Origin of the sequence: Nonomuraea basaltis, assembly GCF_005893125.1 — a bacterium.
In the GTDB taxonomy this organism is placed as follows: Bacteria; Actinomycetota; Actinomycetes; order Streptosporangiales; family Streptosporangiaceae; genus Nonomuraea; species Nonomuraea basaltis.
Genome location: NZ_VCJS01000016.1, coordinates 50,342 through 75,062, shown reverse-complemented (window position 1 = coordinate 75,062; position 24,721 = coordinate 50,342). Strand labels below are relative to the sequence as shown.

Sequence of the window (24,721 nt, the reverse complement as noted above, 5' to 3'; positions counted from 1 at the left end):
GATGTTCACTGTGAAGAGACTTCTTGACGGAATCCCGCTGCGTACCGGTGTCGTCGCGGCCGTCGCGCTGGCCGGCGGGCTGCTGGCCTCGCCCCCGGCCGGCGCCACCGTCGCGACCGGCGCCACCGTCGCTTCGGTGTCGCAGACGGCCGACCTGGCCGCCGCCGCACGTCCGCGCAATGGCAAGATCCTCTACGACCGCGTCAGCGGCGGCCGGGGCACACTCAAGATCAAGAACGGCACATCGAAGGACGGGGTCGTCACCCTGGTCAGGGGCAAGACCAAGGCGATCAGCATCTACGTACGCGCCAGGTCCACCGCGAGCGTCAAGGACGTCAGGGACGGCACGTACCGGATCTACTTCACCAACGGCTACCGGTTCAGCACGTCGAAGCGCAAATTCACCAAGAGCGCCACCTACCAGCGTTTCAACGATCGGCTGAGGTTCACCACGACCTCCACCAGCACGACCATCTGGACCCTGACCCTCAACCCGGTCAAGGGCGGTAACGCGAAGACCAGCCCGGTCAACCCGAAGGATTTCCCGGCCTGATCGATGAGCGGCTGCTCGTTCGCGTGATCGCGGGCGAGCAGCGCCCCAGGAGGGGAGTTGGCGGAGGCGCACGGGAATCGAACCCGCCGACGACGCTGCGCGCCGTCCACCGGTTTTGAAGACCGGGGAGCCCACCAGAACCCAAGCGCCTCCAGGCGCGGAGCATACTTCACCCGACCCTATATGCCCGCGGTTTTCAGATGGTGCCCGACCGAGCACCGAGTGCCTCAAGCTCAACGGATGTTCAGCGCCACGTCGTCGCCGGCCGGGCGGTTCTCGACGAGGCGGAGCAGCGCTGCGGCGGGCACGCTGAGCGGCCGGGTGGTGCGGGTGATGAGCAGGTCGGTGTCGACCACCCCGGAGGACACGGTGGGGCCGAACGGGCTCCAGAACGCCCCGTCCGTGGTGATCGTCAGCTCGGCGGGCAGGTCCTGCTGCCGGGCGGTCACGCCGAGAGCGTGGTCGGCGGCGCGGCCGCGCCTGACGATCGGCCGGATGATGTGATCCTCGTCGGGTACGCCGAGGTCACGGTGGAGGGCGCACAGACGGTCCAGCTCGGCGTCCTCGATCGACTCGACGGTGGTGGCGATGCGTACCTTGACGCCGCGCTCCACCAGCCGCGGGATCGCGTCGACGACCTTGTCGAAGTTCTCCGGGCCGCGCATCTCGTCGTTGGCGTCGGGGTCGGGCCGGTCCAGGGAGATCTGCATCGCCACCCGGCGGCCCCGGATCGGTTCGAGCCGTTCGAGCCGCTTGGGCGTGAACAGCGTGCCGTTGGTGAGCACCAGCACGGGCAGGTGCTCGGCCATCTCCGCCAGGGTGCCGGGCAGCCCCATCACCAGGAACGGCTCGCCGCCGGTGACCCCGAGGTCGGTGAAGCCCAGCTCCGCGGCCTCCGCGGCGATCTCGACCATGCGCTCGTGGCCGAGCTCCCGGCGCGGCACGGCGGGCGCGGACTCGGTCAGGCAGTAGATGCACGCCAGGTTGCAGTGGTAGTCGGCGTACATCCAGACCCGGCCGGGCAACCGCCCCTCGGCCACCGCCTCAGCGACCGGGCTCATCAGGTTCACAGCAGGCCCTCCAACGTCAGCCGGGACAGCGTGCCGGGGGCGGTGGGAAGTTCAAGCGCGGTGGCGAAGCGGTTGAGCATCAGGGTGGCCCCCGCGACCACGGTCAGCTCCACCATCTCGTGCTCGGCGAAATGCTCGCGCAGCCGGGCCCGCGCCTGGTCCGGCACCGGGCCGTGCCCGCCCGCGACGGCGTCCGACCAGGCGATCACCGCCTGCTCCGCCGCGTCGGCGAACACCTCCTCATAGTCACCGGCCAGGCGCAGCGCCAGGATCTCCGCGCGGGACAGACCCGCGTCGAGCGCGACGGCCGTGTGCGTCTGCACGCAGTAACGGCACCCGGCCAGCGCCGAGACCCGTACGATCACCAGCTCCTTGGTCCGCCACGACAGCGCGGACGGGCCGAGGGCGCTCCCGATGAACGGCAGCGCGACCTCCAGCAGCTCGGGCACATGGGCCAGGGCGGTCACGATGGGCCCCGGGTCGCCGTTCCCATAGAAGGGGCGGGCCAGCAGCGGCGCCTCACCGGCCTCGAGCAATCGAACGGCACTCATGTGGCTCACGTTAGGCCAGGCCGTCGCCACCGTCAGCGACGCTCAGGATGACGTCACCGCTTCGTAAGAGACGTGCCGGTACGTCCGTGGTTCCGTACGGTTATGCGCCACTTCCTCCTCGTGCTACTCCTCGCCACCTCGCTTATCACGGCGTGTGGAAGCCCGGTCGAGACCGCCGTGAACGGGCGCGGGATCCCCGAGAAGCTCCGGATCGGCCTGATCCCCAACATCTCCCCTGAGCAACAGCGAGCGAAGTACGAGCCGTTCGCGACCTACCTGGAACGCCGTCTCGGCGTGGCGGTGGAGCTGTTCGTGGCCTCCGACTACGCAGGGGTCGTCGCGGCGCTCGCCGGCGGCCGGATCGATCTGGCCTACCTCGGCGGGCTCACCTACGTCCAGGCCGAGCAGCAGGTCCAGCTCACTCCGCTGGTCACCGAGGTCGACCACGCCACCGACTCCCCGCAGTACGTTTCCGCGGTGGTGGTCCGGGCGGATTCCCCGTACCGGAACCTGAAGGAGGACATCGTCGCGGCCGGGAAGTCGTTCGCCTTCGGCGACGTGAGCTCCACCTCGGGCAGCCTCTATCCGCGCATCATGCTGACCGAGGCGGGCGCGACGTGCTCGCCCCGGCGCGTGGACGAGTGCCCCCCGCTGGGGAAGGTGACGTTCACGGGCGGGCACGACGCCACCGCGCAGGCGGTGCTGAGCGGGCAGGCCGACGCCGGCGGGGTCGAGCTGCGCATCCTGCGACGCCTGGAGAAGGAGGGCAAGGTGCCGGCGGGGAAGCTCCGCGTGATCGAGGAGCGCCGCGTCCAGGGCTATCCGTGGGTGATGCGCACGGCGCTCGGAGAGCCCGCGCGCGCCGCCCTGTCCGAGGCGTTCACCTCGATCGAGGATCCGGCGCTGCTCGACCTGATGCGGGCCAAACGGTACGTGACGGTCACCGCCGCCGACTATGACGAGGTCCGCCGCACCGCGACCGATCTCGGGCTGCTCACCGTCAAAAGGTGAGCAGGGTCCGGCTACGGAACGGAGGCACGCCATCGAACTCCAGACGCGGCACCTGAGCGTGGACTTTCCCGAGCGGCGACTGCGCGCGGTCGACACGGTGACCCTGCGGGTCGCGGAGGGGGAGCGGGTGGCGCTGCTCGGGCCGTCGGGTGCGGGCAAATCGACGCTCCTGCGCGTCCTGCTCGGCGCGGTCCCGGTCACCGGCACGGTACGGGTGAACGGGCTGGACCCGTACGGCACGGCCAGGGAACGGCGCGAGATCCGGCGAGCCAGTGGCTTCGTCAGACAGGGCGGCGACCTGGTGCCCGGGTTGTCGGCCCGGCTGAACGCCGTCATGGGCACCAGCCCGTACTGGTCGCCGCGGGACTGGGCCAGGGTGCTCGCCGGGCGGGTGCCCGCGGCATACGAGGAGCGGCTCGCGGCCCTGGCCGACCGGCACGGGATCACCGACTCGCTCCCCGCCCGCGTGCGGGAGCTGTCCGGCGGCCAGCGCCAGCGGGTCGCCGTCATCCGCGCCCTGCTCCCCGGGCCGCGACTCTTACTGGCCGACGAGCCGACCAGCGGGCTGGACCCGGTCACCGCGGAGGCCGTGGTCGACGCCCTCTGCGCGCCGGGCGAGTCGGTGACGGTCGTCGTCGCGACCCACGACCTGGCCGTGGCCCGGCGCTTCCCGCGGATTCTGGCCATGCGGGACGGCAGGCTGGTGCACGACGGGGATTCCCTGGACGAGACGGCGGCGGCCGGCGTCTACGGCGGCCAAGGACCTTCACGATGAGACGGATCACCGATGCGCCGCCCGTCCGCCCGACCTCGACGCGACGGGAGAGACGACCGCGCTGGGGGTACGCCCTGCTGCTCGCCGTCGTGCTCGGCTGGGCCGTGCACGGCACCGGGCTGAGCGTCAGCGCGCTCGCCGAGGGCGGAGGCGGCGCCCTGCTGCTCCTCGAGGGCTTCCTGTCTCCCAACCTGTCGGGCGCCTTCCTGTCCGATGTGGCGGGCGCGCTCGTGGAGACCGTGCAGATCTCGCTGACCGGCCTGCTCTTCGCCGCCCTGCTGGGCTTGCCGCTCGCCGTGCTGATCGCGGGCAACGTCGAGGCGGTGCCGGCCCTGCGGGCAGCGGCCAGAACGACCGCGGCGACGTTGCGCGGAGTCCCCGACCTGCTGTGGGCGCTGCTGTTCGTCGCGATGCTCGGGCCGGGAGCCGCCGCGGGATCGCTGGCCCTCGCCGTCCACGGGGCGGGCCTGCTGGCCAAGCTCTGCGCCGAGCAGTTCGAGGCGGTGGACCCCGGCCCTGTCGAAGCGCTGCGCCTCACCGGATCCGGCCGCATGGCGACCACCGCGCTCGCCGTGGTGCCACAGGCCGCGCCCGGCCTGGCCTCGCTGCTGCTCTACCAGTGGGAGTGCAATCTGCGCACCTCCACGGTGCTCGGCTTCGTGGGCGCCGGAGGGATCGGCCAGGAACTGGCGGTCTCGCTCAAGCTCTTCCGCTACGACGAGCTGTCGACGCTGGTCATCGCCGTCCTCGCGGTCATCCTCGTCGTCGATCTGGCCTCACGTACGATCAGGCGCAGGCTGGGAGCGGCCGCATGAGAACAGTGAAAGAGATCATGATCGCCACCGAACTGCTGCGCGCCTGGGCCGAAGACCTGGCCGCCTGGCGCATTCCCGAGCCGATCCTCGCCCGTGTCGCGGAGTCGCCCTGGGTCCTGCCCGAGGAGGTCTTCGCCCGGCGCACCGATCACTACCTGGCCGCGCCCGGCGGACCGTCCTACGAGCGGGCGATGGAGGCCCTGGGGGAGGGCGGCTCGGTGCTCGACGTCGGCGCCGGGGGCGGCGCCGCCAGCCTGCCCCTGGCCTCCCGCACCACCGCCCTGACCGCCGTGGACCCCCACCAGCCGCTCCTTGACGACCTGGTACGCCGCGCCGTCCCGCTGGGCCTGACCCCCACGGCCGTGTGCGGCACCTGGCCCGACGCCGCCGCCCGGGTCACGGTGGCCGACGTGGTGCTCTGCCATCACGTGATCTACAACGTGGCCGATCTGGCGCCGTTCGTCGCGGCGCTCACCGGGCACGCCCGCCGCCGGGTGGTGGTGGAGGTCACCGTACGCCATCCGCTGACCGAGCTGAACCCGTACTGGAAGCGGTTCCACGGCCTGGACCGGCCCGAGGGCCCGACGGCCGGGCAGGTGATCGAGCTGCTCGAAGCCTTCGGCCTGGAGGTGAAGGCCGAGCGCTGGACCCGTCCGGCGATGGCCGAATACGGCAGCTTCGCGACCCTCGTGGACGTCGTCCGCCGCCGCCTCTGCCTGCCGCCGGATCGCCGCGCCGACGTCGCCTCCGCGCTGTCGGACGCCGGTGTCTCCAAGGACTGCCCGCCCGACCTGGGCTCATCCGGCCGCGATCTGGTCACGCTCTGGTGGCCGGGGGAAGCTGAGTAGCACAGGTGCCCACTACCGTCCTCGGCATGGGGCGTGAATGATGCGTCAAGCGGTGCAGCCGACCGAGAACCACACGATCTTGCCGCCGTCCGCCGCCGTCACTCCCCAGTCGTCGGCGATCGCCGCGACGATCTGAAGCCCACGGCCAGAGAGGTCGTCGACGCCGGGGGAGCACCGGCGGGGCTCGCCGTCGCCCGGGTCGAAGACCTCGCCGTACAACTGGTCCTCGCGGCCTTCCAGGCGGAGCGCATAGGCCGACCCGCCGTGTTGGACGGCGTTGGTGACCAGTTCGCTGACTATGAGCAGGCAATCGTCGATCAGCTTCTCCATGCCCCAGCCGGTCAATTCCGCCCGGACCAGGGAGCGCGCCTCGCTGACACCGGCCGGCACCGACGGCAGCAGGTACTCCACCGTGCGGATCGGCGGGGCGGACAAGGACCCGTGGGGGAGGGGCATGTTCATCACATCTCTCGGCTGGGAGCGCTCCCAAATCCACGATAATCGCACGCATTCCCTCTTGTGAATGCGAGACGGACAAGAATGTTGCGATTTCATGTCCCGCGGTCGAGCGGAGTGGAACCTGTGAATAGCGGGACGATCGGGAAAGGACTGCCGTGCGCCTCAGGGGATATGGGCCACGGCGCCGTAGTTGCCCGACGAACTGGGCTGGTCGCCGCAGGCGAGGTCACGCTCCATCGAACGCCACTCCGGGACCCACACCAGTCCGGGCTCCACCAGGTCGAGACCCTCCAGTAAGGCTCCGGCCTCATCCCGGGAACGGATCGCGAGGCCGGGCAGCGTCATGGCGAGCAGATCGCGGATGGCGGGCAGCAGCTCCGGCGGAATGCCGTCGAACGTGGTGTGCAACAGGCCGAGGAAGCTGCCGTTCGGCGCCGCGTGCCGGAGCCGCTTGATGACGTAGTGGGCGTACTCGTCGTCGTCGAGGCTGTGCGTCGACAGCAGGAGCACGGCCAGGGGGCTCTCCCAGTCGAGGAACGTCTGCACGACCTGGTCGCCGAGCATCTCGTCGATCTCCCGCACGTCGCCGTCCACGACGCGGACCAGGTCGGTGAAGGGCTCGATGGTGGCCTGCGCCATGGTCACCACCATCGGGTCGTTCTCCACGTACACGACGCGCAGGGCCGGGTTGGCGGAGGCGCGGCGGGCTATGTCGTGCAGCCGGTGCCCGGCGGAGAGGCCGCTGGGGACGCCGCTTCCCACGATCATGAACTGGTCCACGCCTTCGACGGCGGCCAGGTGGCGTACCACCCGGGACATGAACTGGAGCACGGCGCGGGCCGCGGTCGTGATCGCAGGGGTCACTTGATCGAAATGGCGCACCGTGTCCTTGTCCACCAGGAAGTTGTTCTTCCCGCCCGCCGCCGCGTCGAATATCCGCGTGATTCTGGCTTGCGTCGTATCGAGCTTGGCCAAGTTTCGGACAGCACGCTGGTGCATGAGCGTCGCCCCTTTCCCCTCGCCGGCCACTCTCTAGCGGTTAGCGATCTATGGACCTCACTCGATGACTCTGACCATATGTTCCAACAATTCCAGTCAATGACAATACGATAGACCGGTTATTTCAGGAAATGTTTGTTACCAGAATCTTCGCGACGAGCCGCCGGCCCGCCGCGCGCGGCATTCCATGGTCACCGGACCGGCACGCGCTTGTGCAGGTCGGTGACCGTTTTGCAGGCTCATGAACGACCTTGACCCGAACGGCGTGCTGGCAGGACCCGGCCCGGCGGGCTCATCGGCCGAGTGGGGTGATGGCGGATATCCGCGCCGCGAGCTCAGCCAGGTGCCCCAGCCATGAGTCGTCGGCGGGGTCGGGAACGACGACGATGACGTGGTCGATGCCCAAGGCGGCCAGCTCGGCGCAGCGCTGAACGCTCTCCTCGACACTCTGGCCGTCGGGGATGCGCATGTGGAGGGTCTTCTCGATGTCCTCGTAGGGGCGTCCCAGCCGTGCGCAGTGGTCGCGCAGCACGCCGAGCTTGTGCCGCACGTCGGCGCCGTACAGGAAGTTGCAGGCGTCGGCGTACTCGGCGACGAGGCGGAGAGTCTTCTTCTCTCCGCTCCCGCCGATCAGGATCGGCGGGCGCGCCTGCGGCGCGTTGAGCGTACGGTCCAGCCTGTAGTGCCGGCCCTCGTACGGTTGGTCCTCGTCGCTCCACATCTGCCTGGCGATCTGGAGCGTCTCCTCCAGCCGCTCGAACCGCTCGGCCAGGGGAGGAAAGCGGAGGCCGAGGCCGCGGGCCTCCTCCTCGTACCAGGCGGCGCCGATGCCGAGGACGGCGCGGCCGCCCGAGAGCGCGTCGAGGGTGCTCACCTGCTTCACCAGCAGGCCGGGTTCGCGGTAGACGGCGCCGGTCACGAGGACGCCCAGCGTGACCCGGCTGGTGAGGGCGGCGGCGTAGGACAGCGCGCCGTACGCCTCCAGCATCGGATCCTCCACGGAGCCGAAGTTGGGGATCTGGAAGAAATGGTCCATCACCCACAAGCTGCGTAGCCCAGCCTGATCGGCGCCCCGGGCGACAGCGGCGAATCTACCGGCGATGGCGGCGTCGCCGCCGGGCCAGGTGAAGCGAGGGCAGGTCAGACCGAGTTCCATGGGAACACTCCTTGATCGGGTTGACGGGGAGGGCCCGGCGCGGGAAGGGCGTCGCCGCGATCGCGGGCACGAAAAAACCCTCTCGCCTGGGCTGCACCCGAGGCGGAGAGGGCTCCGTAGACGTCATTATCTCACGAGCCGCGCACGGCGGAGTTTCCCGGTGCCGAAGACTGCGGTGCGCGAGGCGTTCATGGCGAGGTTCCTTGACCGATCCAGCGGGCGAACAGGTCGACGTGCCTGGTTGGGGCTTGTCGATCCGGGCGGCGGTCGTTCGTGTAGATGGTGAGACGCCGGCGCTGTGCCGGCGGAGTGGAGAGGGCAACGAGGATGAACGAGGTACGGACGCTGCTCACCGGTCGGGGCCTGGTCGAGTCGCCGCGCTGGCACGGTGACCGGTTGTACTTCTCCGACTGGACCGCGGGCGAGGTCGTCGCCGTGGACCTCGACGGCCACAGCGAGGTGATCGCGAGGCTGCGGTCGTTGCCGCTGTGTACCGCCTGGCTCCCTGACGGCCGGCTGGTGATGGTCTCGTCCCCGGACGGGCGGTTGCTGCGCCAGGAGCCTGACCGATCCCTGGTCACCCACGCGGACCTCGGCAAGGCAGTCTGGAACGACATCGTGGTGGACGGCCGCGGCAACGCCTACGTCAACGCCATCGGCTTCGACATGATGGGCGGAGAGGAGTTCAGGCCCGGTTTCGTCACCCTGGTCACGGCGGACGGCTCGGTGCACCAGGTGGCAGACGACATCGCGTTTCCCAACGGGATGGCGGTGACCCCCGACAACTCCACCCTGATCGTCGCGGACTCCTACCGTCACAGCCTGGTGGCCTTCGACATCGGCGCGGACGGCCGGCTGTCCGACCGGCGGGTCTGGGCCGACCTTGGCGAGGGCACCCCGGACGGCATCTGCATCGATGCGGACGGCGCGGTCTGGTACGCCGACGTGCCCAACCAATGGTGCGCGCGGGTCGCCGAGGGCGGCAAGGTGCTGCGGACCGTCGCGCTGGACCGCGGCGGCTTCGCCTGCGCGCTCGGCGGCCCCGACGGGACGACGCTGTTCATCGTGGCAGCCGAATGGCGGGGCATGTCCGAGACGGTGCCGGTGCCGCCCGGCACCGGTCAGGTCCTCTTCACCCAGGTTGACGTACCGGGTGCGGGCTGGCCGTGATCCCCCGTGATGCCGCGGGCCGATCGTCGCCGGCCCCACCCTCCTCGGGGGAGACCGGCCGGCCTGAGCCCACGTGGCCGGCCGATCATGCGGAGCGGCGTGGAGCGCGGAGCCCCAGGGTGCGGCGGCCGGCCTCGACGAGATGCCGGAGCAGAGCGTCGTCATCAAGGCGGATCAGTGCCGGGCCGGCCGCGGCGGCGATGCCGGCCAGCACCATGGTGGCGTTGACGCGCCCGGCCGAGCCAGGGGTGACATCCGCGAGGAGGTTCAGCTGGCGGTTGATCAGGTCGCGTGTCCCGGGCTGGGCGCGCAGCATCTCGATCGCTCCGGCATCGGTGGCGAAGACGGCGACCACGGCTCGATGCTCCACGGCGAGGACGGCATATTGGGTGAGCATGTGCTCCGCTCGCGCGTGGGGGGTGCGTTTCGTCTCGGCGCTTTCGATGACGTCCCGCAGTTGGCGCAGCACCGGCTCGACCACTGCGGTGAGCAGCTCCTCGCGGGTGCGGAAGTGGTGGTAGACAGCCGCCTTCGTGATCCCCAGCTCGTCGGCGATCATCTGCAGCGACGTGCCCGCGAAGCTGCGCTGGGTGAACAGGCGAACCGCGACGTCGATGAGACGCTCCCGGGTTTGCGGCACACCGGACGCCTTCTGGGCGGCTTTGACGGCCACATCTGCTCCTTCTTGCAGCGTCCCCGCAGCGTCGAATCTCTCTGGATGTCCCGATCCTAGCTTGCCGATCGGCAAGGATCAAACTTGCCGATCGGCAAGTGACTTATGCCACAATCCCTAGCTCGATAGCTTGTCGATCGGCTAGTAATGAGCTAGCCGATCGGCAAGGCTGAACTTGCCGTTCCAGCCCGAGATCGAAGTGAGGGAGACACATGGCTGACACACTGGCCGGCACCGCCGGCGAAGCGGCATCGTCCGTTCCCGAATATCCGATGCCCAGGGATGCCCGCTGCCCGTTCAACCCGCCGGCGACCGTGCGGCAGCTGACTGCCGACGAGCCGGTCTCGAAGGTGCGGATCTGGGACGGCAGCACGCCCTGGTTCATCACCCGCCACGCCGACCAGCGCACCCTGCTCACCGACCCCCGCATCAGCATCGATGAGAACCGGCCTGGGTTCCCCCACATGACCCGAGGCCGGGCGGAGGCCGCGAAGGTCACCCCGCCACTGATCACCAACACTGACGCGCCCGAGCACACCCGGCTGCGCCGGATGGTCAACGGCCCGTTCACCGTCAAGCGCGCCGAAGCCCTGCGACCCGCCATCCAGAAGATCACCGACGACCTGATCGACGCCATGCTGGCCGGGCCGAAGCCGGTCGACCTGGTCACCGCGCTGGGTCTGCCCCTGCCGACCCTGGTGATCAGCGAGCTGCTGGGCGTGCCGTACGAGGACAACGAGTTCTTCCACCACCAGAGCACCGTCGCGTTGAGCCACGAATCCTCAGGGCAGCAGGCGCAGGAGGCCGCCGGCGCACTGTTCGGCTACCTCGACGGCCTGATCGAGCAGAAGACGGCCAACCCCGCCGACGACATGCTGTCGGAGCTGGCCGCCCGGATCAAGGCCGGCGAGATGACCCGCGCCGAGGCCGCCACCATGGGCGTGGCCGTACTGATCGCCGGACACGAGACCAGCGCCAGCATGATCCCCCTCGGCACCCTCGCCCTGCTGCAAAACCCCGGCCAGTTCGCCGTCCTGCGCGACACCGACGACCCGAAGGTCATCGCCGCGGCGGTCGATGAGCTCCTGCGCTACCTGACGATCGTGCACACCGGTGTTCGCCGGATCGCCCTGGAAGACATCGAGATCGGCGGTCAGGTCATCCGGGCCGGTGACGGCATCATCTTCGACATTTCCGCCGCCAGCTGGGACCCCAGCATGTTCCCCGAGCCCGAACGGCTCGATCTGAGCCGGGCCGCCCGCCAGCACCAGGCCTTCGGCTACGGCCCCCACCAGTGCCTGGGACAGAATCTCGCCCGGGTAGAACTCCAGGTCGTCTACAGCACCCTCTACCGCCGCGTGCCGACACTCCGCCTGGCCACCTCGTTCGACGAGATCGAGTTCGCGTTCGAAGGAATCGCCTACAGCCTGCGTTCTCTGCCCGTCACCTGGTGACCGGCTCCCCTCAGCGAAACAAGGAAGGAAGAAGTCCCATGCGTGTGGAACTCGACGAACCCAAGTGCGTGGCCTCAGGTCAGTGCGTCCTGGCCGCTCCCGAGGTCTTCGACCAGCGAGACGAGGACGGCGTCGCGATCCTGCTGGACGAGACGCCCGCCGCCGACCTCCACGACGGGGTGCGGGAGGCCGCGGCGGTCTGCCCAGCGGCGGCCATCCGCCTGGTGGCGAAATGAAGCGGATCGTTGTGGTCGGCGCCTCGGCCGCCGGACTCGCGGCGGCCGAGACGCTCCGCCGGGAGGGCTTCGAAGGGCCGGTCACCCTCGTCGGCGACGAACCACACGCTCCCTACGACCGGCCGCCGCTGTCCAAGCAGCTCCTGGCCTCGCAGTGGGAGCCCGACCGGCTGACACTGCGCTCGCCGGACACCCTCAGCGCGCTCGATCTCGACCTTCGCCTCGGTGTCCGCGCGACGGGTCTCGACCTGAACGCTCGTACGGTGCGGCTGTCGGACAGCGGGGACGTGTCCTATGACGGGCTGATCGTGGCCACCGGGGTGCGTCCGCGCCGCCTGCCCGGCCAGGGCGCGCACGTGCTGCGCACGCTCGACGACGTCCTGGCCCTGCGGGGGCGGCTGGGGCCGGGGCGGCGCCTGATCGTGGTCGGAGCCGGCTTTCTCGGGGCGGAGGCCGCGGCCGTCGCCCGGGGCCTCGGCTGCGAGGTCACCCTCCTCGAACCCGCGCCGGTGCCGCTGGCCCACGCGCTCGGCGAGGGGGTGGGGCAGGTGCTGTCACAGGCCCACCTGGAGCACGGCGTCGATCTGCGCACCGGGGTCAGCGTGGCCGCTGTGTCCGACGGCGGGGTACGGCTGGCCGGCGGGGAACTGGTGGAGGCCGACGAGGTCCTCCTCGCCATCGGTTCCCTGCCGAACACCGAATGGCTGCAAGGCAGCGGCCTGACCCTGGCTGACGGCCTGGTCTGCGACGAGTACAGCGCGGCCGCCCCGGACGTGTACGGAGCCGGAGACGTCGCCCGCTGGCACAACCCGCTGTTCGGTACGTCGATGCGGATCGAGCACCGCACGAACGCCGCCGAACAGGGCATGGCCGCCGCCCGCAACCTCCTCCACCCCCAGGCACGCAGACCGTTCGCCCCGGTGCCCTACTTCTGGTCCGACCAGTACGACATGAAGATCCAGGCCTACGGCTACCTGCGCGGCCACGACGCCATGGCGATCGTGGACGGCGACCTCGGCGAGCGCCGGTTCGTGGCCGCCTACCGCACCGGCGACCGGCTGGCCGGGGCCCTCGGGATCGGCATGCCGCCGAAGGCCATGCGCGCCTGGCGACAGGCCGTCGCGGCCGGCGCCAGGTGGCACGAGACGCCGGCGGCAGGAGCCGTCATCAGGGAGATTGGTCAAAGTGGATCGCGTGTCTGAGGACCGTCGCGTCGTGGTCGTGGTCGTGGTCGCGGTCGTGGCTCGACTGCGTCATCCATGGTCAGGTCGGCGTTGATCACCCATTTCTGGACAGGCGCGGCGCCCGCCTCCACGCATCCGCGATGCGTGTCCGCTTAACGGACGAATGTCTACGTTTACGTGACTAACCGGCGAATAGTACGCGCAAGGCCTTTTGTCGTCATGACTCACTGGTTCAAGATCTGCAACGGGCGGCATCATGATCCGCTCAGGCCAGAAGGGGAAATGATGAAGAAACTGATGAAGACAGCCGTGATGGGCGTTGCCATTGCGGGGGCGAGCATTGCTCTCGCGCAGCCGGCCTCGGCCGCCTCGTTCACCTGGAACGTCGGTGACGGCACCGTCAGCTACAACGACGGTACGGACACCATCTGCGCCCAGGCGTACAACAGCGAGGGCCCGCGCTGGGTCGAGGTGGTGCTGACTCCGGTCAACGGTGGAGGCCCCTCGTACACCTGGCGGGACAACAACAACTACTACGGCCACTCGGGCAGCACGTGCCGGAGCCTGGCCACCGCTTACGAGGACACCTACTACCGCGCCACGGTCAGGACCTACTGGGGCGAGCGGGGCACCATCGTGAACCGCGGCTCCAAGAGCTTCTACAGCTAATCGCGCGTCTTGATCGTGCCCACTCCCCGTACACCGCCTCGGTGTGCGGGGAGTGTGACGTCCTGCGGCGGTTGATCGCGTTGCACGGACTGCGCCGTGGCGAGGTCGGTTACGACGCCGGCAGGGGGCCTCAAGGGGCTGACCGATCCGCGCCGCCGGCCGAAGGCGCTGCCCGCCTGAACGTCCACGTGCCGCCGGCTGTCAAGTCCGTAATGAGGTGATGATCAGGTGAGAGCCCGCAGGCCGGATCGGTGCGGCTCGCATCGCCGGTCAGCGCGTACGCCTGGCAGCGGCAGCCGCCGAAGTCGAGCTCCTTCCGGGGGCAGCTCGCGCACGGCTCGCGCATCCAGCCGGTGCCCCGGTAGGCGTTGAAGGCGGGCGAGTGCTCCCAGATCCAGCCGAGCCGATGATCGCGCGCGTTGGGCATCTCCAGGGGCAGGCCGTACGCCGCCGGGCAGGGCAGCACGCGGCCGTCGGGCGCGACGGTGATCGAGATCGCACCCCAGCCGCCCATGCAGGGCTTGGGCACGCCGTCGAAGTAGTCAGGGATCACCCAGATCAGCTCGACGTCCGTTTCTTCCCGATACCTCCGGACTACGGCCTCGGCTCGCGCGAGCTGCTCCCTGGTGGGCAGCAGCGCGGACCTGTTGAGCAGCCCCCACCCGTAGAACTGGGTGTTGGCCAGCTCGATGCGCTCCACGCCCCACGCCAGCCCGAGCTCGATGATCTCGCCGACGACGTCGAGGTTGGCCCGGTGCAGCACCACGTTGAGCCCGAACGGCAGCCCGCTCGCGGCCACCACCGCGGCGGCTCGCTCCTTCCTCGCGAACGACGCGACCCCGGCGATCCGGTCCGATTCCCCTGCCGTGGCCGACTGGACCGACAGCTGCACACTGCGCAACCCCGCCGCCGCGAGCTCGCTCATCCTGCGCTCGGTCAGCCCGACACCGCTGGTGACCAGCTGCGTGTAGACGCCTGCGCGGTCGGCCGCCGCCACGATCTCCGCCAGATCGCGTCTCAGCAGCGGCTCGCCACCGGACAGATGCGTGTGCACGATGCCCAGTGCCGCGGCCTCACCGAGTATCCGCCGCCACTCCTCGGTGCTCAGCTCGCTCGACCTGGCCGCCAGCTCGGCCGGGTTGGAGCAGTACGGGCAGCGCAGCGGACACGCGTGCGTGAGCTCGGCCAGCATGGCCCAGGGGGCGCTCACCTCGTTCATCGGAGCCATCCCTCCGCGCGCACCCGTTCGAGGAACTCCACCACGTCGGACTCGACGCCCTCGGGCAACTCGGCGACGATGTCGGCCACGGTCCGCGCCCCGTCGCACAGGGCGACGATGGCCGCCGCCTCCTCGTTCAGCACGACGATCCGCTCGGGCACGATCAGCAGGTCCGCTCCCCGTACGGGGTCGTGGCGGAGCATGGCCGAGCGGGACAGCGCCGGGCACCAGGTCATCGGCCCACTCATCGGGACGTCCCGTCCACCGCGTCGAGCAAGGCCCACAGCAGGTCGCACTTGTAGGCCAGCGCCGCGATGGCCCTCTCCTGTTCGGCACGGGTCCTGGCCCAGTCGAGCACCAGGGCCAGGGCCTCGCCGCTGTCCTGGCGGCCCTGGGAGACGCGTACCTGGAAATATCGCAGTCCCTCCGGGTCTATCCATGGGTAATGGCGTTCGAAGGCCGCGATCCTCGTTCGCATGAGGTCGGGTGCGAACAGCTCGGTCAGCGACGCGGCGACGGCTTCCAGCGCGGAGCCGTTGCGGCACAGGTTCACGTAGCCGTCGACGGCCAGCCGCACGCCGGGCAGCACGCCCTCGCCCGACAGCAGCAGCGACCGCTCCAGCCCGGCCGCCTCGCCCAAGCGCAGCCACCGCTCGATGCCGCCCTCGCCGGCCGCGGCGCCGTCGTGGTCCTGGATCCTCCTCAACCACATCCTGCGCAGCTCGGGCGTGATCAGCTTGGCGAGGATGAACGCGTCCTTGACCGGGATGTGGCGCTGGTAGTGGAAGCGGTTGAGTATCCAGCGCCGCAGCTCGTCACGGGTCAGCCGGCCCGCGTGCATGCGCTGGTTGAAGGGGTGAAGGTGGTGGTAGCGCTTCTCCGGTACGGCGCGCAGCTCGGTCTCGAAGCCGTTCACAGGTCGATCACCATCCCGTCGGCGGCCACCTCGATCCCCAGCTCGGCGAGCGCCTTGTGCTGCTCGGCCGCCGGGTCCACGAGAGGGTTGGTGTTGTTGAGGTGGGTGTACAGGCGGCGGCCGGGCAGCCGGGAGAGCCGTTCCATGGTCGCCTCGATCGGCAGGTGGCCCATCTGGGTGGCGGTCTTGGCGGAGATCCCTGTGCGGCGCGGCTCCTCGTCGTCCCAGAACGTGCCGTCGACGATCACGCATGCGGCTTGTTCGAACGCCTCGTCCAGTTCGTCCGGCCATACCCCCATGGCGGGGACGTACACCAGCGGCCCGAGACGCAACGCGGACACCCAGCCCGTGGCCTCGGGGGAGCCGGCGGCGTACCGGGGCCGCTTGCCGGACACCGGGATCGTGTCGGCGTCGGTCCAGGTCAGCTGGAGGTAGGGACGCAGGAGGTCGGCGAAGGGCCGCAGCGCGTGCCGTACGACCGGGGTGGAGCGCACCTCCAGCGCGTCGGCTTCCCTGAGCCTGAGCAGGCCGATCGTGTGGTCGAGCTCGGCGTCGGTGAGGATCACGCCCTTGAGCGGCGACTCCCGGGGGCCCGGCCCTGGGCGCAGCCACGCGCACGACTCGATCTGGTCGGCGATGTCGGGCGTGGCGTTGATGACGTAGGCGCCGTCGTCGATCTGGACGGCCAAGCTGGCGTGACGTCGGCGGTGTCCCGGATGGGCGCGTGCCCCGGAGCAGCCGGGGCACGCGCAGTTCCACTGGGGCACGCCGCCGCCTGCCGCGGTGCCGAGCACCTGCAGTCGCATGGCGGCACCCGGTTACCTGGTGGCCAGGAAGTACGCGGTCATCTCCATCGATGCCTCGACGACCTGGTAGTCGGGCTTGTGCCAGGTCGTCTCCTCGCCGCGGCCCCTGACCTTCTTCTCGTGGTTCCTGCGGGGTTGCTTCTTGCCCTGATCCTTCGGCTGGGACATTGCGTACCTGCCTTTCCTAGGGTGTTACAACCGATATGACCTTCTGATGAAGCTGGCGTCAATGCTTTAGGTCGGAGCTATAGCACTGATTTTCCTCATTTTTTTGGACCTTGGAACGTATGGCCAGAATTTTCATCCGATGTCTTGACAGAATAGGTAAACCCAGCGATCAGGAAAGCAAGGAGCTCGCCACCGGTGCTGGGATCGGTCTGCGGTCAAGCGCACGCATCAGATGACCACTGGATGGATCGATCTCAGCGTTCCGGGAGCACGACGATGGCGTCACCGTCGGGCCGCTCGCCACTGCTGTCGCTCGGCACGCCCTGCAGCGCACTATCGACGATCATGGCGGTCGACCCGCCGCCGTCCAGATTGATCGCATCGACCGCCCCCAGGCCGCGCATGACCTGCGCCACCTCGGCAATGCTCAGGCCCACGCTATGCGCGGGACGGCGGCCGTCGGCCGTGAGCAGGATGATCCGCCCGTCGCGGGTGACACCTGCGGCCGTCCGCGGGTTCCTGCGCAAGTACCAGCCGTTGTAGAAGGCGCCGCGATCGGCCCCGTCGATGTCCTGCGGGCTCCACCCGTCGCGCACCGGATCCAGCGCGACCTCGCCGTCACGCACCAGCAGCGGCCCGCCGTTCACGATCGAGGTTTGCGGCTGGATCGGCAGCGGCATACCGCGTTCCGCATCGACCACGGAACGGCTCAGCTTGAGCCGGACGCCTGGCCTTGCGTGCTGCCGCAGCCACCCGGCGCCCGTGCCGGTGCCCTGGAGCAGGCTGCCCTGCGCGGGCACCGCACCGCCCCGCCCCTCCTGCGCGGACACGACGGTGCCGTTGCCGTCGAGCGTCACCTGGTAGCCCTGGCCCTGAGGCGCGGCCGTACCGAACCGCGGCGTGAACACGATCACCTCGTTGTCGTTGCCGCAGGTGTAGTCGTGGGCCGGCTGGGCGAGCGGGTAGGCGTCGCCGACGCCGCCGCAGTTGACGACGAGGCCAGGCTGCCTGTTGAGGCCGGTGACCTCTCGCCGTTCGCCGCCCGTCCGCACGGACAGTAGCGTCTTCAGGCGCCGCACGGCGGTGCCGGTTCCCGAGTCGGTGGGGATCACCAGGGCCGGGCGGCCGTTGACGGCTTCGGAGACGAGGTCTCCGCGGACCACCGAGATGCCGGCGAGGTCGCCGTCTGTGCCGGCCAGACCGGGGCCGGGCTTGCCGCCTTCGTTCGGAGATATCACGAAGTAGCCGCCGTTGACCGCGGCGAGCGCCCCGGTACGCTGCGCGATCGAGCTGGTCGTCTCACGTCCCGGCACGATCCCCGTGGCCAGCTCGGAGCCGAGCCGCCCGCTGAACCGGCGCGGATCGACAATCAGCACGTCGAGCGACCACGGGCCGGTCGTCGCCCGGCCGTCCTCGCCGGTGAACTGGACACTGCCGCGCACGCCCTTGGCCGCGAGCTCGGCCGCGGCCGCCTGCGCCGCCTGCTGGCCGGCGAAGCGCCCCACCCGGACCATCCAGCCGAGCGGCTGGTCGCCGGGGCTCAGCGGAGACGTGCCCGCGGTGGCGTCCCGGCGCGGCTCGTACCCGGCCGCGCGGATCTGCCGCTCGAGCTCTGCTGCCTCCGCCTCCGTGGACGCCACCCCGACCGTGACCGTCCAGAAGTCGTCAGGGGAGGACTGTCCGCGCTCGATCGCGATGTGCGTGACGCCCGTGGCCACCTGGCGTGGAGTGCGCGTCTCCATCAGGGACGCGGGTCCGAGGGGAAGGCGGTCTGCGGCCTGCGCCGTTCCGGCGTCCAGCCGGCTCGGCGCGGCCGAGGCGGCCTGCCCGGCGGCGAGACAGGCCAGGGCCAGCCCGCCGATCAGTCCATGGCGTACGGCTCCGCGTCGCATGGCGGTCCTCTCTTGGGAAGGCAGGTCTTGGGAGACAGTCTTGGGAGGCAGGAGTCAGGGCTCGACGTCGACGAAGATGGGATTGGTGTAGAACCAGGTGTCCAGCCACGGATCTCCGTCACCCGGAGGGTGCGCGATCGGCCCGTGCGGGTCGATGGCGCGGCCGAGCAGGCCAGGGCCGTTGCGGCGCCCGTCGCTGCCGCGCAGCCGCAGGTAGCACGGCTCTGTGACACGGCCGACCGGGATCCGCAGCGTGTACGTTCCCGTCCGTCCCCCGACGTCGATGCTGTGGACCATGCGGGTGTCCGGCGCCCGCCAGGCGTCACGATCCTGGGCGGGAGCCCGGACGCTGCCCTTGATGACGTCGACGTGCGCCAGCTTCGGCAGCTCCCCGTGGTAGTTCGGGCGGGACGCTGTCGTGATCGTGACCAGCAGGAACACCTGCTGGCCGCGGCCGACCCGGAGCCGGCCGCCGAGCGTGGTGCCCGCGCCTCGAGGGGAGGCGCCCACCAGCCGCACGTCGATCCCGTCGATGAGCTGGCCATGGTCCACCCACACCCGGCCCGCCCGCAGACCGGCCATCACCTCGCGGTAGCCGTACTTCGTCACCCCCACATGAGTGCGGCTGAACTGGCCCGGCCAGAGGTCGCTCCCCGGCTGCGGCGTGCCCGTGTCCACGGGATCGGGCAGCTTGCCGGTGTTGTCGAAGTTCTTCCCCGCCGGCCAGTCACCGTTGCGCCAGGTGTCGTAGACCGTCCGGTGGTTGTCCGAGTTGGAGGTGATCGAGAAAAGCTTGCCCTCCGACAGCAGCGCGTCCCACAGCCCGCCGACGGTGGCCGTCATCCAGTCGAAACCGCCATAGGTCACATACGCCTCTGCCGGGTAGCCGGGCCAGGACTGCGCCGACGGTTTGTTCTCGTACTCGCCGCGCACGCTCGCCGCCCCTCGCCCGGGCAGCGCGGCACCCTGCGCGCCAGGCGCGCCCTCCATGCCGATCATGATGTCTGGATCGGCGTCGCGCCAGGCGCGCAGCTCGTGCGGGGAGTCGATGCCCAGCCGGGACGGGTGGTTCGCCAGCACGAGGACGTCGTCCACGAATCCCGTGCGCTTGCGCTCGGCCAGCCACTTGATCGCCTCCACCGCGAGCGCCTCGTTGCCCGGCGTGTCCGGGTGCGCGGGCCCGCCCTCGGCCCGCTTCAGCAGCTTGCCGTCATAGGCGAGCTCGAACTGGCGAAGGATCTCCGCCTCGTTCTCGCCGGGAGCGGCGAAGACGGTGCCATGCTCGGCCGCCGGGATGTACCACTCCAGACCCTGGAAGATGAGCAGGCGAGGATTCTCCGCCCGAGCCTTGAGCACCTCCGCACGCTCGGCCAGCGCGCCACCGGCATCGGCGTGGCCGATGTTGCTGTGCTCGGTGAACACCATCCAGTCCAAGCCGAACTGCGCCGCCCGCAACGCCTGCTGGGAGAAGGTGTACTTCGCGTCGTGGCTGTAGACGGTGTGCACGTGGTGGTCGCCGACCAGGTACACCAGATCCGGATCGTCACCAGCAGGCGTCCGCTGAGCAGCGGCCGGTTGGGGGCCCACCAGCGAGGCGGCTGCGAAACCGGCGCCGAACAGGCCGGTTCTGCGCAGCAGGCGCCGCCGCGAGAGGCCCTGGGCGTCGAGCCGTTCCTCTGGAACCTCGGGATCGGCCCAGACCGGCAACAGGTGCTGCCGCTCCGCATCCGCCCGCGTCACATCTCGGTCTCCGGTCATGTGCCTGTCCGCCTACGTCGTGCCGACTTGTCGGCGGAACGCTATGCCCGGCAGATGGCGAAACGGTGATTATCGGTTGTCCGAATACTGAAGTTTGGGGCCCACCGGCTCGTTCCGCGCCGCTGGTCGGCGCCGCATGTCGCTGGGACCGTCACCCTTCGGTCAGGGCTGTGCCCGTCCGGTATTCGCTCGGGCTGATGCCGCGTTCCCTTTTGAACGCGGTGCTCAGGGCGAAGGGGCTGGAGAAGCCGACCCGGCTTGCCACCGTGGCGATCGTGGTGCCGGGTTCGCGCAGCAGGTCGACGGCGAGAGTGAGCCGCTGCTCGCGCAGGTAGGTCATCGGGGGCTGTCCGACCAGGGCGGTGAAACGCCGGACCAACGCCGCCCGGGACGCGCCCGTCTTGGCCGCCAGCGCTCCCAGCGTCCACGGATGGGCGGGGTCGGCGTGCAGCAGTCGTAGGGCCCGTCCCACCACGGGGTCGCTGTGCGCCCGGTACCAGGCGGGGAGCTCTGCGCCGGGGCGGGTGAACCAGGCGCGCAGAGCGGTGATGAGCATCAGGTCCAGCATCCGGTCCAGCAGAACCTGCTGCCCTGGCTCCGCCCGGGCGACCTCCTCGAAAGCCGCCGGGCTGATGGGGCAGGACCCGTGCCCCGCCTCGACGACGGCCAGCGGCGGCAGTGCCGCCAGCAGCCGGCCGGGCACGCCGCCGTCCACGGTGTACAAGCCGTTCAGCAGCACCGTGCACTTCTCCGACTACGCCCAGACCGCCGCCGCGCAGGGCGCGTGGGGCACATGACCGTACTCGGGCAGGCTCCGCGAGCTGACTTCCCTCGCTGCTCGCCCGGTGGTGGCCGCAGCGGAGCGCCGGGTCAGGCCAGTTGACCGGCCGCCGTACGCGCCGCCATCCGCCGTTCGAACCACAGCGAGGCGAACGGCGGTACCGCGCACGCCAGGCCCAGCACCACTGCGCCTCGGCTCCAGCCCGCCTCCCGCGCCGAGAGCATCACTCCGACCGCGAACAGCACGAACAGCGCCCCGTGGATCGGCCCGAACACCTTCACCCCGAGCTCACCGGTCGCGGTCACGTACTTGAAGAACATCCCGACCAGCAGGCCCGCCCACGAGCACGCCTCGGCCATCGCCACGACTCGGAACCAGCGCAGCATGCTCCACCCTTCACCCGAATACCGCGCACACTCTACAGGCTGTAGAGGACGACGGCGCAGGAGGAGGGCACGATCACCGACCTCGGCCCGGCCGGCGTCGCCAGCCCCCTGGGCACCGACGTCTAAGTCGGCACCCACTCCAAGTCCGACCTCTACAAGATCGACACGCTCGCAGGATCGACCACCAAGCTCGCCGAGTACCCGGACCACTTCATCTGGACCATGGCCGCCTCGCCTGACGGCAAGATCTACATGGGCATGTCGGAGCGCGGGCGGGTCGTGGAGTACGACCCCGCCTCCGGTGCCAGCCGCGACCTGGGCCATCCTCGACGTCCTCATCTCCGCACGCGAGAGCACCTGAGCGATGCCGTAGCCGTTGACAGCCGAAGTCTCGTCAAGTTACGGTCTGGACCGTAAATGACGGAGGGGAGAGTGCGTGCGCACGACGGCGGAACTCGAGGAGCGGCTGGCGCGGAAGGTCCTGGCGGGGGAGCCCGTCGATCTGGCCACAGGCCAGGTGAACGTGCTCGGCAAGCCGACCAAGTTCGAACGCCGCGACGGGCGCTTCTGATCCGCGTGCCGCACCAATGGCTCAAGAAAAAGGGGGACCTCACGTGCTCAGCACGGCTCCAGAGGCGCAGACGTCCGTGCGCGACCTGTTCAGGCGGGGCCTGGTGATCCCGGCGCACCCGCTGGCCCTGACCGAGGACAGGAAGCTGGACGAACGCCGCCAGCGCGCGCTGACCCGCTACTACGTCGAGGCGGGCGCGGGCGGGCTGGCGGTGGGCGTGCACACCACGCAGTTCGCCATTCACGGCACCGACCTGCTGCCGCCCGTGCTCGAACTGGCCGCCCGCACCGCTCGCGAGGTCGAGCGCGAGGTGGTGCTGGTGGCCGGTGCGACCGGGCCCACGGCGCAGGCGGTGGCGGAGGCGGAGCTGGCCAGGTCGCTCGGCTATCACATGGTGCTGCTCAGCCCGTACCGGGACCTGGACGAGGACGGGCTGATCGATCGGGCACGCGCGGTGGGCGAGGTGCTGCCGGTGATCGGCTTCTACCTGCAGCCCGCAGTGGGCGGGCGCCCCTTGTCACGAAATTTCTGGACAAGGCTGGCTGCCATCGACTCCGTAGTGGGGATCAAGGTCGCCCCTTTCGACCGGTATCGCACCGTCGACGTCCTGCACGGCGTCGTCAGGGCGGGCCGCGCCGGCGAGGTGGCCCTCTACACGGGCAACGACGACCACATCCTGGCCGACCTCATCACCACCCACTGCGTCGTGGTGGACGGGCGCCAGGTGAAGGTCGAGTTCGTCGGCGGCCTGCTCGGACAGTGGGCGGTCTGGGTACGGCGGGCGGTCGAGCTCCTGGAGGAGGCCACGCGGGCCCGCTCGGGCGACGACGCGGCGGTGCGCCGCCTGCTCACCCTGGACGGCCACCTCACGGACGCCAACGCGGCCATCTTCGACTCGGCGAACGGCTTCCACGGCTGCATCCCCGGCATCCATGAGGTGCTCCGGCGCCAGGGCCTGCTGGAGGGACGCTGGTGCCTCGATCGGACCGAGGAGCTGTCGCCGGGGCAACTCGCCGAGATCGACCGCGTCTGGACCGCCTACCCATGGCTCCGAGACGACGACTTCGTCTCGGACGGCCTGAGCCGCTGGCTCTCCTGACAGATGCGCACCCGTCGCCCGCCGGCCCGCGCCCTGCCGGATCCGGTTGCGATCGTCCCTGCTCGGACCCGGCGGTCAGAGGGTGAGCCGGTAGAGGGTGAGAGGGCGGCCGCTGGACCCGCTGGTGAGATTGCCGGTGCGTTCGGCCAGACCGGCGAGCTCCAGCCGGTGGAGCATGCGCCGGGCCGTGCGTTGCTGTACGGCGAGCCGGTCGGCGATCTCCCGGGTGGTCAGGGGTTCGCCTCCGGCAGCGGCCCTGGCCTGGAGCAGCTTCTCCAGCGTGGGGACCGACAGGCCGACGCGGCGGGCGATGACCGAGAGATTCGGGCTGCTCGCCGGGCCGGCGGGCGCCGACTCCAGGACGATGTCGGTGTCGGCGCGCAGCGAGAGGACCGCTGCCACCTCACCGATGCGGCGAGCCCTGCTCAGGGCGCGGCGGGCCAGGCTCTCCGCCTCCGCGGCGCTGCGGCCGACGCCGAAACCGACGCGGACCACCGCGTTCTGGCTTGCCAGCCGCGCCAGCATGGGCAGGCAGGTGAATCCGCCCGTGGCGTCGTTGAGCGGGCCGCGCGTCGTCACGAGCAGGTGGGTGCTGCCTCGGAAGGCCGCCACCGTGCCGCCCAGCGCGGTGGCCTCGCGCAGCAGCCCTTCGGAGTTTTCCACCTCGATGAGGCCGAGCGCGATCTGCGCGTCCTCCTGAGCCTGCCCCTCGGCGGTCAGCAGCAGCTGACGCAGCGCCACCCGGACCGAGTGCACGGACGGCGCCAGGCGCAGCACGTGCATGTCCTCACGCAGCGCCTCGTGCACCGAGCTGAGGCAGGTGATCACCGGATGCCCGGGGCCGCGCCGGTGGAAGGCGATGGCCTTCTTGGAGGTCATCTCCGGGCGGTAGGGGAGTGTGCGCAGGTCGGCGGTGGGCAACCCGGCCTCGGTGAACGTGGCGGTGACGTCGGCGGGGGCGAGAGTGTCGATCGAGAGCCGGGTGACGTCCTGGCCGTCGTGCTGGAGCCGTACCAGGGCGCTGAGGAGGGTCGCGCCCGTGTAGTCGACGAACGCTGCCGGACGGGTCAGCGTCTCGGCGTCACGGGACAGCATGTACGGGACGATGCCCGTGAACAGCCAGCCTTCGACGGCCGCGGCGTGGGCCTCCACGATCTCGGGCGCCTGCGACTCGTGGTCGTAGTCGAGTCGCAGGGCGCCCACGCCGGGCTGCTCCTCGCACGTGGCCGCGACGTCGTCGACCAGGTCGTGCGGACCGACGACCCCGATGACGATTCCCACCCGCGCCTCCTTCACTCATATTTCGGTCAAGACCGAAAGGCCCATCTGTCCGTCGTGGCGGCCGCGCCGGACCCCCGTGGCGAGATCATCACGACGCCGATCACGGACTTCGGGACCGTGGCCCCCCATCTTGGCGCAGAACGCCGTTCCCATTTTCGCCGACGTGGACCCATGGGACGGCAATCTCGATCCGGACGCCGTGGGGGCCCGCGCGGAGCAAC

The 24,721-nt window shown here is 70.2% G+C and carries 27 protein-coding genes, 1 tRNA gene and 1 pseudogene; 12 read left to right on the top strand and 17 right to left on the bottom strand.

What is annotated here, in order from left to right:
- The first annotated feature begins 10 nt into the window (after window positions 1-10).
- Entirely contained in the window at window positions 11-553 is a 543-nt protein-coding gene (locus tag EJK15_RS10355) for a hypothetical protein (RefSeq protein ID WP_138710162.1), read from the top strand.
- Window positions 554-611: 58 nt separating this feature from the next.
- On the opposite strand, the gene EJK15_RS10350 is transcribed toward EJK15_RS10355, so the two are convergent.
- The 3 genes from EJK15_RS10350 to EJK15_RS10340 all read right to left on the bottom strand — a co-directional run bounded on the left by EJK15_RS10350 (window position 612) and on the right by EJK15_RS10340 (window position 2,174).
- Window positions 612-706, bottom strand: a tRNA-Sec gene (locus EJK15_RS10350).
- A gap of 80 nt (window positions 707-786) precedes the next feature.
- Window positions 787-1,614 (bottom strand): radical SAM protein, encoded by an 828-nt coding sequence (locus EJK15_RS10345; RefSeq protein ID WP_138710161.1) that lies wholly within the window; start codon window positions 1,612-1,614, stop codon window positions 787-789.
- 5 nt (window positions 1,615-1,619) lie between these two features.
- Window positions 1,620-2,174 (bottom strand): carboxymuconolactone decarboxylase family protein, encoded by a 555-nt coding sequence (locus tag EJK15_RS10340; protein ID WP_138710160.1) that lies wholly within the window; start codon window positions 2,172-2,174, stop codon window positions 1,620-1,622.
- A 102-nt stretch (window positions 2,175-2,276) separates the two neighbouring features.
- Here EJK15_RS10340 and phnD point away from each other — a divergent pair, with 102 nt between their 5' ends.
- The 4 genes and pseudogenes from phnD to EJK15_RS10320 all read left to right on the top strand — a co-directional run bounded on the left by phnD (window position 2,277) and on the right by EJK15_RS10320 (window position 5,623).
- Window positions 2,277-3,185 carry a phosphate/phosphite/phosphonate ABC transporter substrate-binding protein gene (gene phnD, locus EJK15_RS10335; protein WP_138710159.1) on the top strand — a complete coding sequence of 303 codons (909 nt, stop codon included), beginning with the start codon at window positions 2,277-2,279 and terminating at the stop codon, window positions 3,183-3,185.
- An 85-nt stretch (window positions 3,186-3,270) separates the two neighbouring features.
- Window positions 3,271-3,960: pseudogene (locus EJK15_RS10330) on the top strand (ATP-binding cassette domain-containing protein); the annotation flags it as partial.
- Window positions 3,957-4,775 carry a phosphonate ABC transporter, permease protein PhnE gene (gene phnE, locus EJK15_RS10325; protein ID WP_138710157.1) on the top strand — a complete coding sequence of 273 codons (819 nt, stop codon included), beginning with the start codon at window positions 3,957-3,959 and terminating at the stop codon, window positions 4,773-4,775. The pseudogene EJK15_RS10330 and the gene phnE, both read left to right, overlap by 4 nt.
- Complete coding sequence (locus EJK15_RS10320; RefSeq protein WP_240776877.1) at window positions 4,772-5,623, top strand: class I SAM-dependent methyltransferase; 852 nt, start codon at window positions 4,772-4,774, stop codon at window positions 5,621-5,623. Before phnE ends, EJK15_RS10320 begins: the two co-directional genes overlap by 4 nt.
- A gap of 45 nt (window positions 5,624-5,668) precedes the next feature.
- Here EJK15_RS10320 and EJK15_RS10315 read toward each other — a convergent pair whose 3' ends face one another.
- From EJK15_RS10315 to EJK15_RS10305, 3 genes are all read right to left on the bottom strand, one after another.
- Entirely contained in the window at window positions 5,669-6,034 is a 366-nt protein-coding gene (locus EJK15_RS10315; RefSeq protein ID WP_171074212.1) for an ATP-binding protein, read from the bottom strand.
- Window positions 6,035-6,244: 210 nt separating this feature from the next.
- Complete coding sequence (locus tag EJK15_RS10310) at window positions 6,245-7,057, bottom strand: SAM-dependent methyltransferase (RefSeq protein ID WP_240776876.1); 813 nt, start codon at window positions 7,055-7,057, stop codon at window positions 6,245-6,247.
- 316 nt (window positions 7,058-7,373) lie between these two features.
- Complete coding sequence (locus EJK15_RS10305; RefSeq protein ID WP_138710154.1) at window positions 7,374-8,237, bottom strand: LLM class F420-dependent oxidoreductase; 864 nt, start codon at window positions 8,235-8,237, stop codon at window positions 7,374-7,376.
- Window positions 8,238-8,564: 327 nt separating this feature from the next.
- Here EJK15_RS10305 and EJK15_RS10300 point away from each other — a divergent pair, with 327 nt between their 5' ends.
- Window positions 8,565-9,407, top strand: a complete 843-nt coding sequence (locus EJK15_RS10300; RefSeq protein ID WP_138710153.1) for an SMP-30/gluconolactonase/LRE family protein — start codon at window positions 8,565-8,567, stop codon at window positions 9,405-9,407.
- Between the two features lie 85 nt (window positions 9,408-9,492).
- Here the strand turns inward: EJK15_RS10300 and EJK15_RS10295 are convergent, their stop codons facing one another.
- Entirely contained in the window at window positions 9,493-10,080 is a 588-nt protein-coding gene (locus EJK15_RS10295) for a TetR/AcrR family transcriptional regulator (protein WP_138710152.1), read from the bottom strand.
- A 212-nt stretch (window positions 10,081-10,292) separates the two neighbouring features.
- Between EJK15_RS10295 and EJK15_RS10290 the strand changes: the two genes are divergently transcribed.
- The 4 genes from EJK15_RS10290 (at window position 10,293) to EJK15_RS10275 (ending at window position 13,623) form a co-directional block, all read left to right on the top strand.
- Window positions 10,293-11,534 (top strand): cytochrome P450, encoded by a 1,242-nt coding sequence (locus EJK15_RS10290; protein WP_138710151.1) that lies wholly within the window; start codon window positions 10,293-10,295, stop codon window positions 11,532-11,534.
- A 38-nt stretch (window positions 11,535-11,572) separates the two neighbouring features.
- Window positions 11,573-11,770: a ferredoxin gene (locus tag EJK15_RS10285; protein ID WP_138710150.1), complete on the top strand. Its 198-nt coding sequence runs from the start codon at window positions 11,573-11,575 to the stop codon at window positions 11,768-11,770.
- Window positions 11,767-12,972 carry an NAD(P)/FAD-dependent oxidoreductase gene (locus EJK15_RS10280; protein ID WP_138710149.1) on the top strand — a complete coding sequence of 402 codons (1,206 nt, stop codon included), beginning with the start codon at window positions 11,767-11,769 and terminating at the stop codon, window positions 12,970-12,972. Before EJK15_RS10285 ends, EJK15_RS10280 begins: the two co-directional genes overlap by 4 nt.
- A 279-nt stretch (window positions 12,973-13,251) precedes the next feature.
- Window positions 13,252-13,623, top strand: a complete 372-nt coding sequence (locus EJK15_RS10275) for a hypothetical protein (protein ID WP_138710148.1) — start codon at window positions 13,252-13,254, stop codon at window positions 13,621-13,623.
- A gap of 130 nt (window positions 13,624-13,753) precedes the next feature.
- Here the strand turns inward: EJK15_RS10275 and pqqE are convergent, their stop codons facing one another.
- The 9 genes from pqqE to EJK15_RS10230 form a co-directional block, all read right to left on the bottom strand.
- Window positions 13,754-14,842 carry a pyrroloquinoline quinone biosynthesis protein PqqE gene (pqqE, locus tag EJK15_RS10270; protein ID WP_206060761.1) on the bottom strand — a complete coding sequence of 363 codons (1,089 nt, stop codon included), beginning with the start codon at window positions 14,840-14,842 and terminating at the stop codon, window positions 13,754-13,756.
- Entirely contained in the window at window positions 14,839-15,078 is a 240-nt protein-coding gene (gene pqqD, locus EJK15_RS10265) for a pyrroloquinoline quinone biosynthesis peptide chaperone PqqD (RefSeq protein ID WP_206060760.1), read from the bottom strand. Before pqqD ends, pqqE begins: the two co-directional genes overlap by 4 nt.
- An 8-nt stretch (window positions 15,079-15,086) precedes the next feature.
- Window positions 15,087-15,758: a pyrroloquinoline-quinone synthase PqqC gene (gene pqqC / locus EJK15_RS10260; protein ID WP_138710145.1), complete on the bottom strand. Its 672-nt coding sequence runs from the start codon at window positions 15,756-15,758 to the stop codon at window positions 15,087-15,089.
- Window positions 15,755-16,564 carry a pyrroloquinoline quinone biosynthesis protein PqqB gene (gene pqqB, locus EJK15_RS10255; protein WP_138710144.1) on the bottom strand — a complete coding sequence of 270 codons (810 nt, stop codon included), beginning with the start codon at window positions 16,562-16,564 and terminating at the stop codon, window positions 15,755-15,757. Before pqqB ends, pqqC begins: the two co-directional genes overlap by 4 nt.
- A gap of 12 nt (window positions 16,565-16,576) precedes the next feature.
- Entirely contained in the window at window positions 16,577-16,732 is a 156-nt protein-coding gene (gene pqqA, locus EJK15_RS10250) for a pyrroloquinoline quinone precursor peptide PqqA (protein ID WP_138710143.1), read from the bottom strand.
- A gap of 254 nt (window positions 16,733-16,986) precedes the next feature.
- Complete coding sequence (locus tag EJK15_RS10245; RefSeq protein WP_138710142.1) at window positions 16,987-18,624, bottom strand: phosphodiester glycosidase family protein; 1,638 nt, start codon at window positions 18,622-18,624, stop codon at window positions 16,987-16,989.
- 54 nt (window positions 18,625-18,678) lie between these two features.
- The gene (locus tag EJK15_RS10240) at window positions 18,679-20,382 is read right to left on the bottom strand and encodes a PHP domain-containing protein (protein ID WP_138710141.1); all 1,704 of its coding nucleotides are present in this window, start codon (window positions 20,380-20,382) and stop codon (window positions 18,679-18,681) included.
- A gap of 151 nt (window positions 20,383-20,533) precedes the next feature.
- Complete coding sequence (locus EJK15_RS10235; protein WP_138710140.1) at window positions 20,534-21,121, bottom strand: helix-turn-helix transcriptional regulator; 588 nt, start codon at window positions 21,119-21,121, stop codon at window positions 20,534-20,536.
- Between the two features lie 131 nt (window positions 21,122-21,252).
- The gene (locus EJK15_RS10230) at window positions 21,253-21,549 is read right to left on the bottom strand and encodes a DUF3817 domain-containing protein (RefSeq protein ID WP_138710139.1); all 297 of its coding nucleotides are present in this window, start codon (window positions 21,547-21,549) and stop codon (window positions 21,253-21,255) included.
- Between the two features lie 436 nt (window positions 21,550-21,985).
- Between EJK15_RS10230 and EJK15_RS76225 the strand changes: the two genes are divergently transcribed.
- Together EJK15_RS76225 and EJK15_RS10220 are read left to right on the top strand one after the other, a co-directional pair.
- On the top strand, window positions 21,986-22,120 hold the full coding sequence (locus EJK15_RS76225) for a hypothetical protein (RefSeq protein WP_276615375.1): 135 nt from the start codon (window positions 21,986-21,988) through the stop codon (window positions 22,118-22,120).
- Window positions 22,121-22,163: 43 nt separating this feature from the next.
- Window positions 22,164-23,219 (top strand): dihydrodipicolinate synthase family protein, encoded by a 1,056-nt coding sequence (locus tag EJK15_RS10220; RefSeq protein WP_206060759.1) that lies wholly within the window; start codon window positions 22,164-22,166, stop codon window positions 23,217-23,219.
- 75 nt (window positions 23,220-23,294) lie between these two features.
- Here EJK15_RS10220 and EJK15_RS10215 read toward each other — a convergent pair whose 3' ends face one another.
- On the bottom strand, window positions 23,295-24,500 hold the full coding sequence (locus EJK15_RS10215) for a response regulator (RefSeq protein ID WP_138710137.1): 1,206 nt from the start codon (window positions 24,498-24,500) through the stop codon (window positions 23,295-23,297).
- Between the last annotated feature and the right edge of the window lie 221 nt (window positions 24,501-24,721).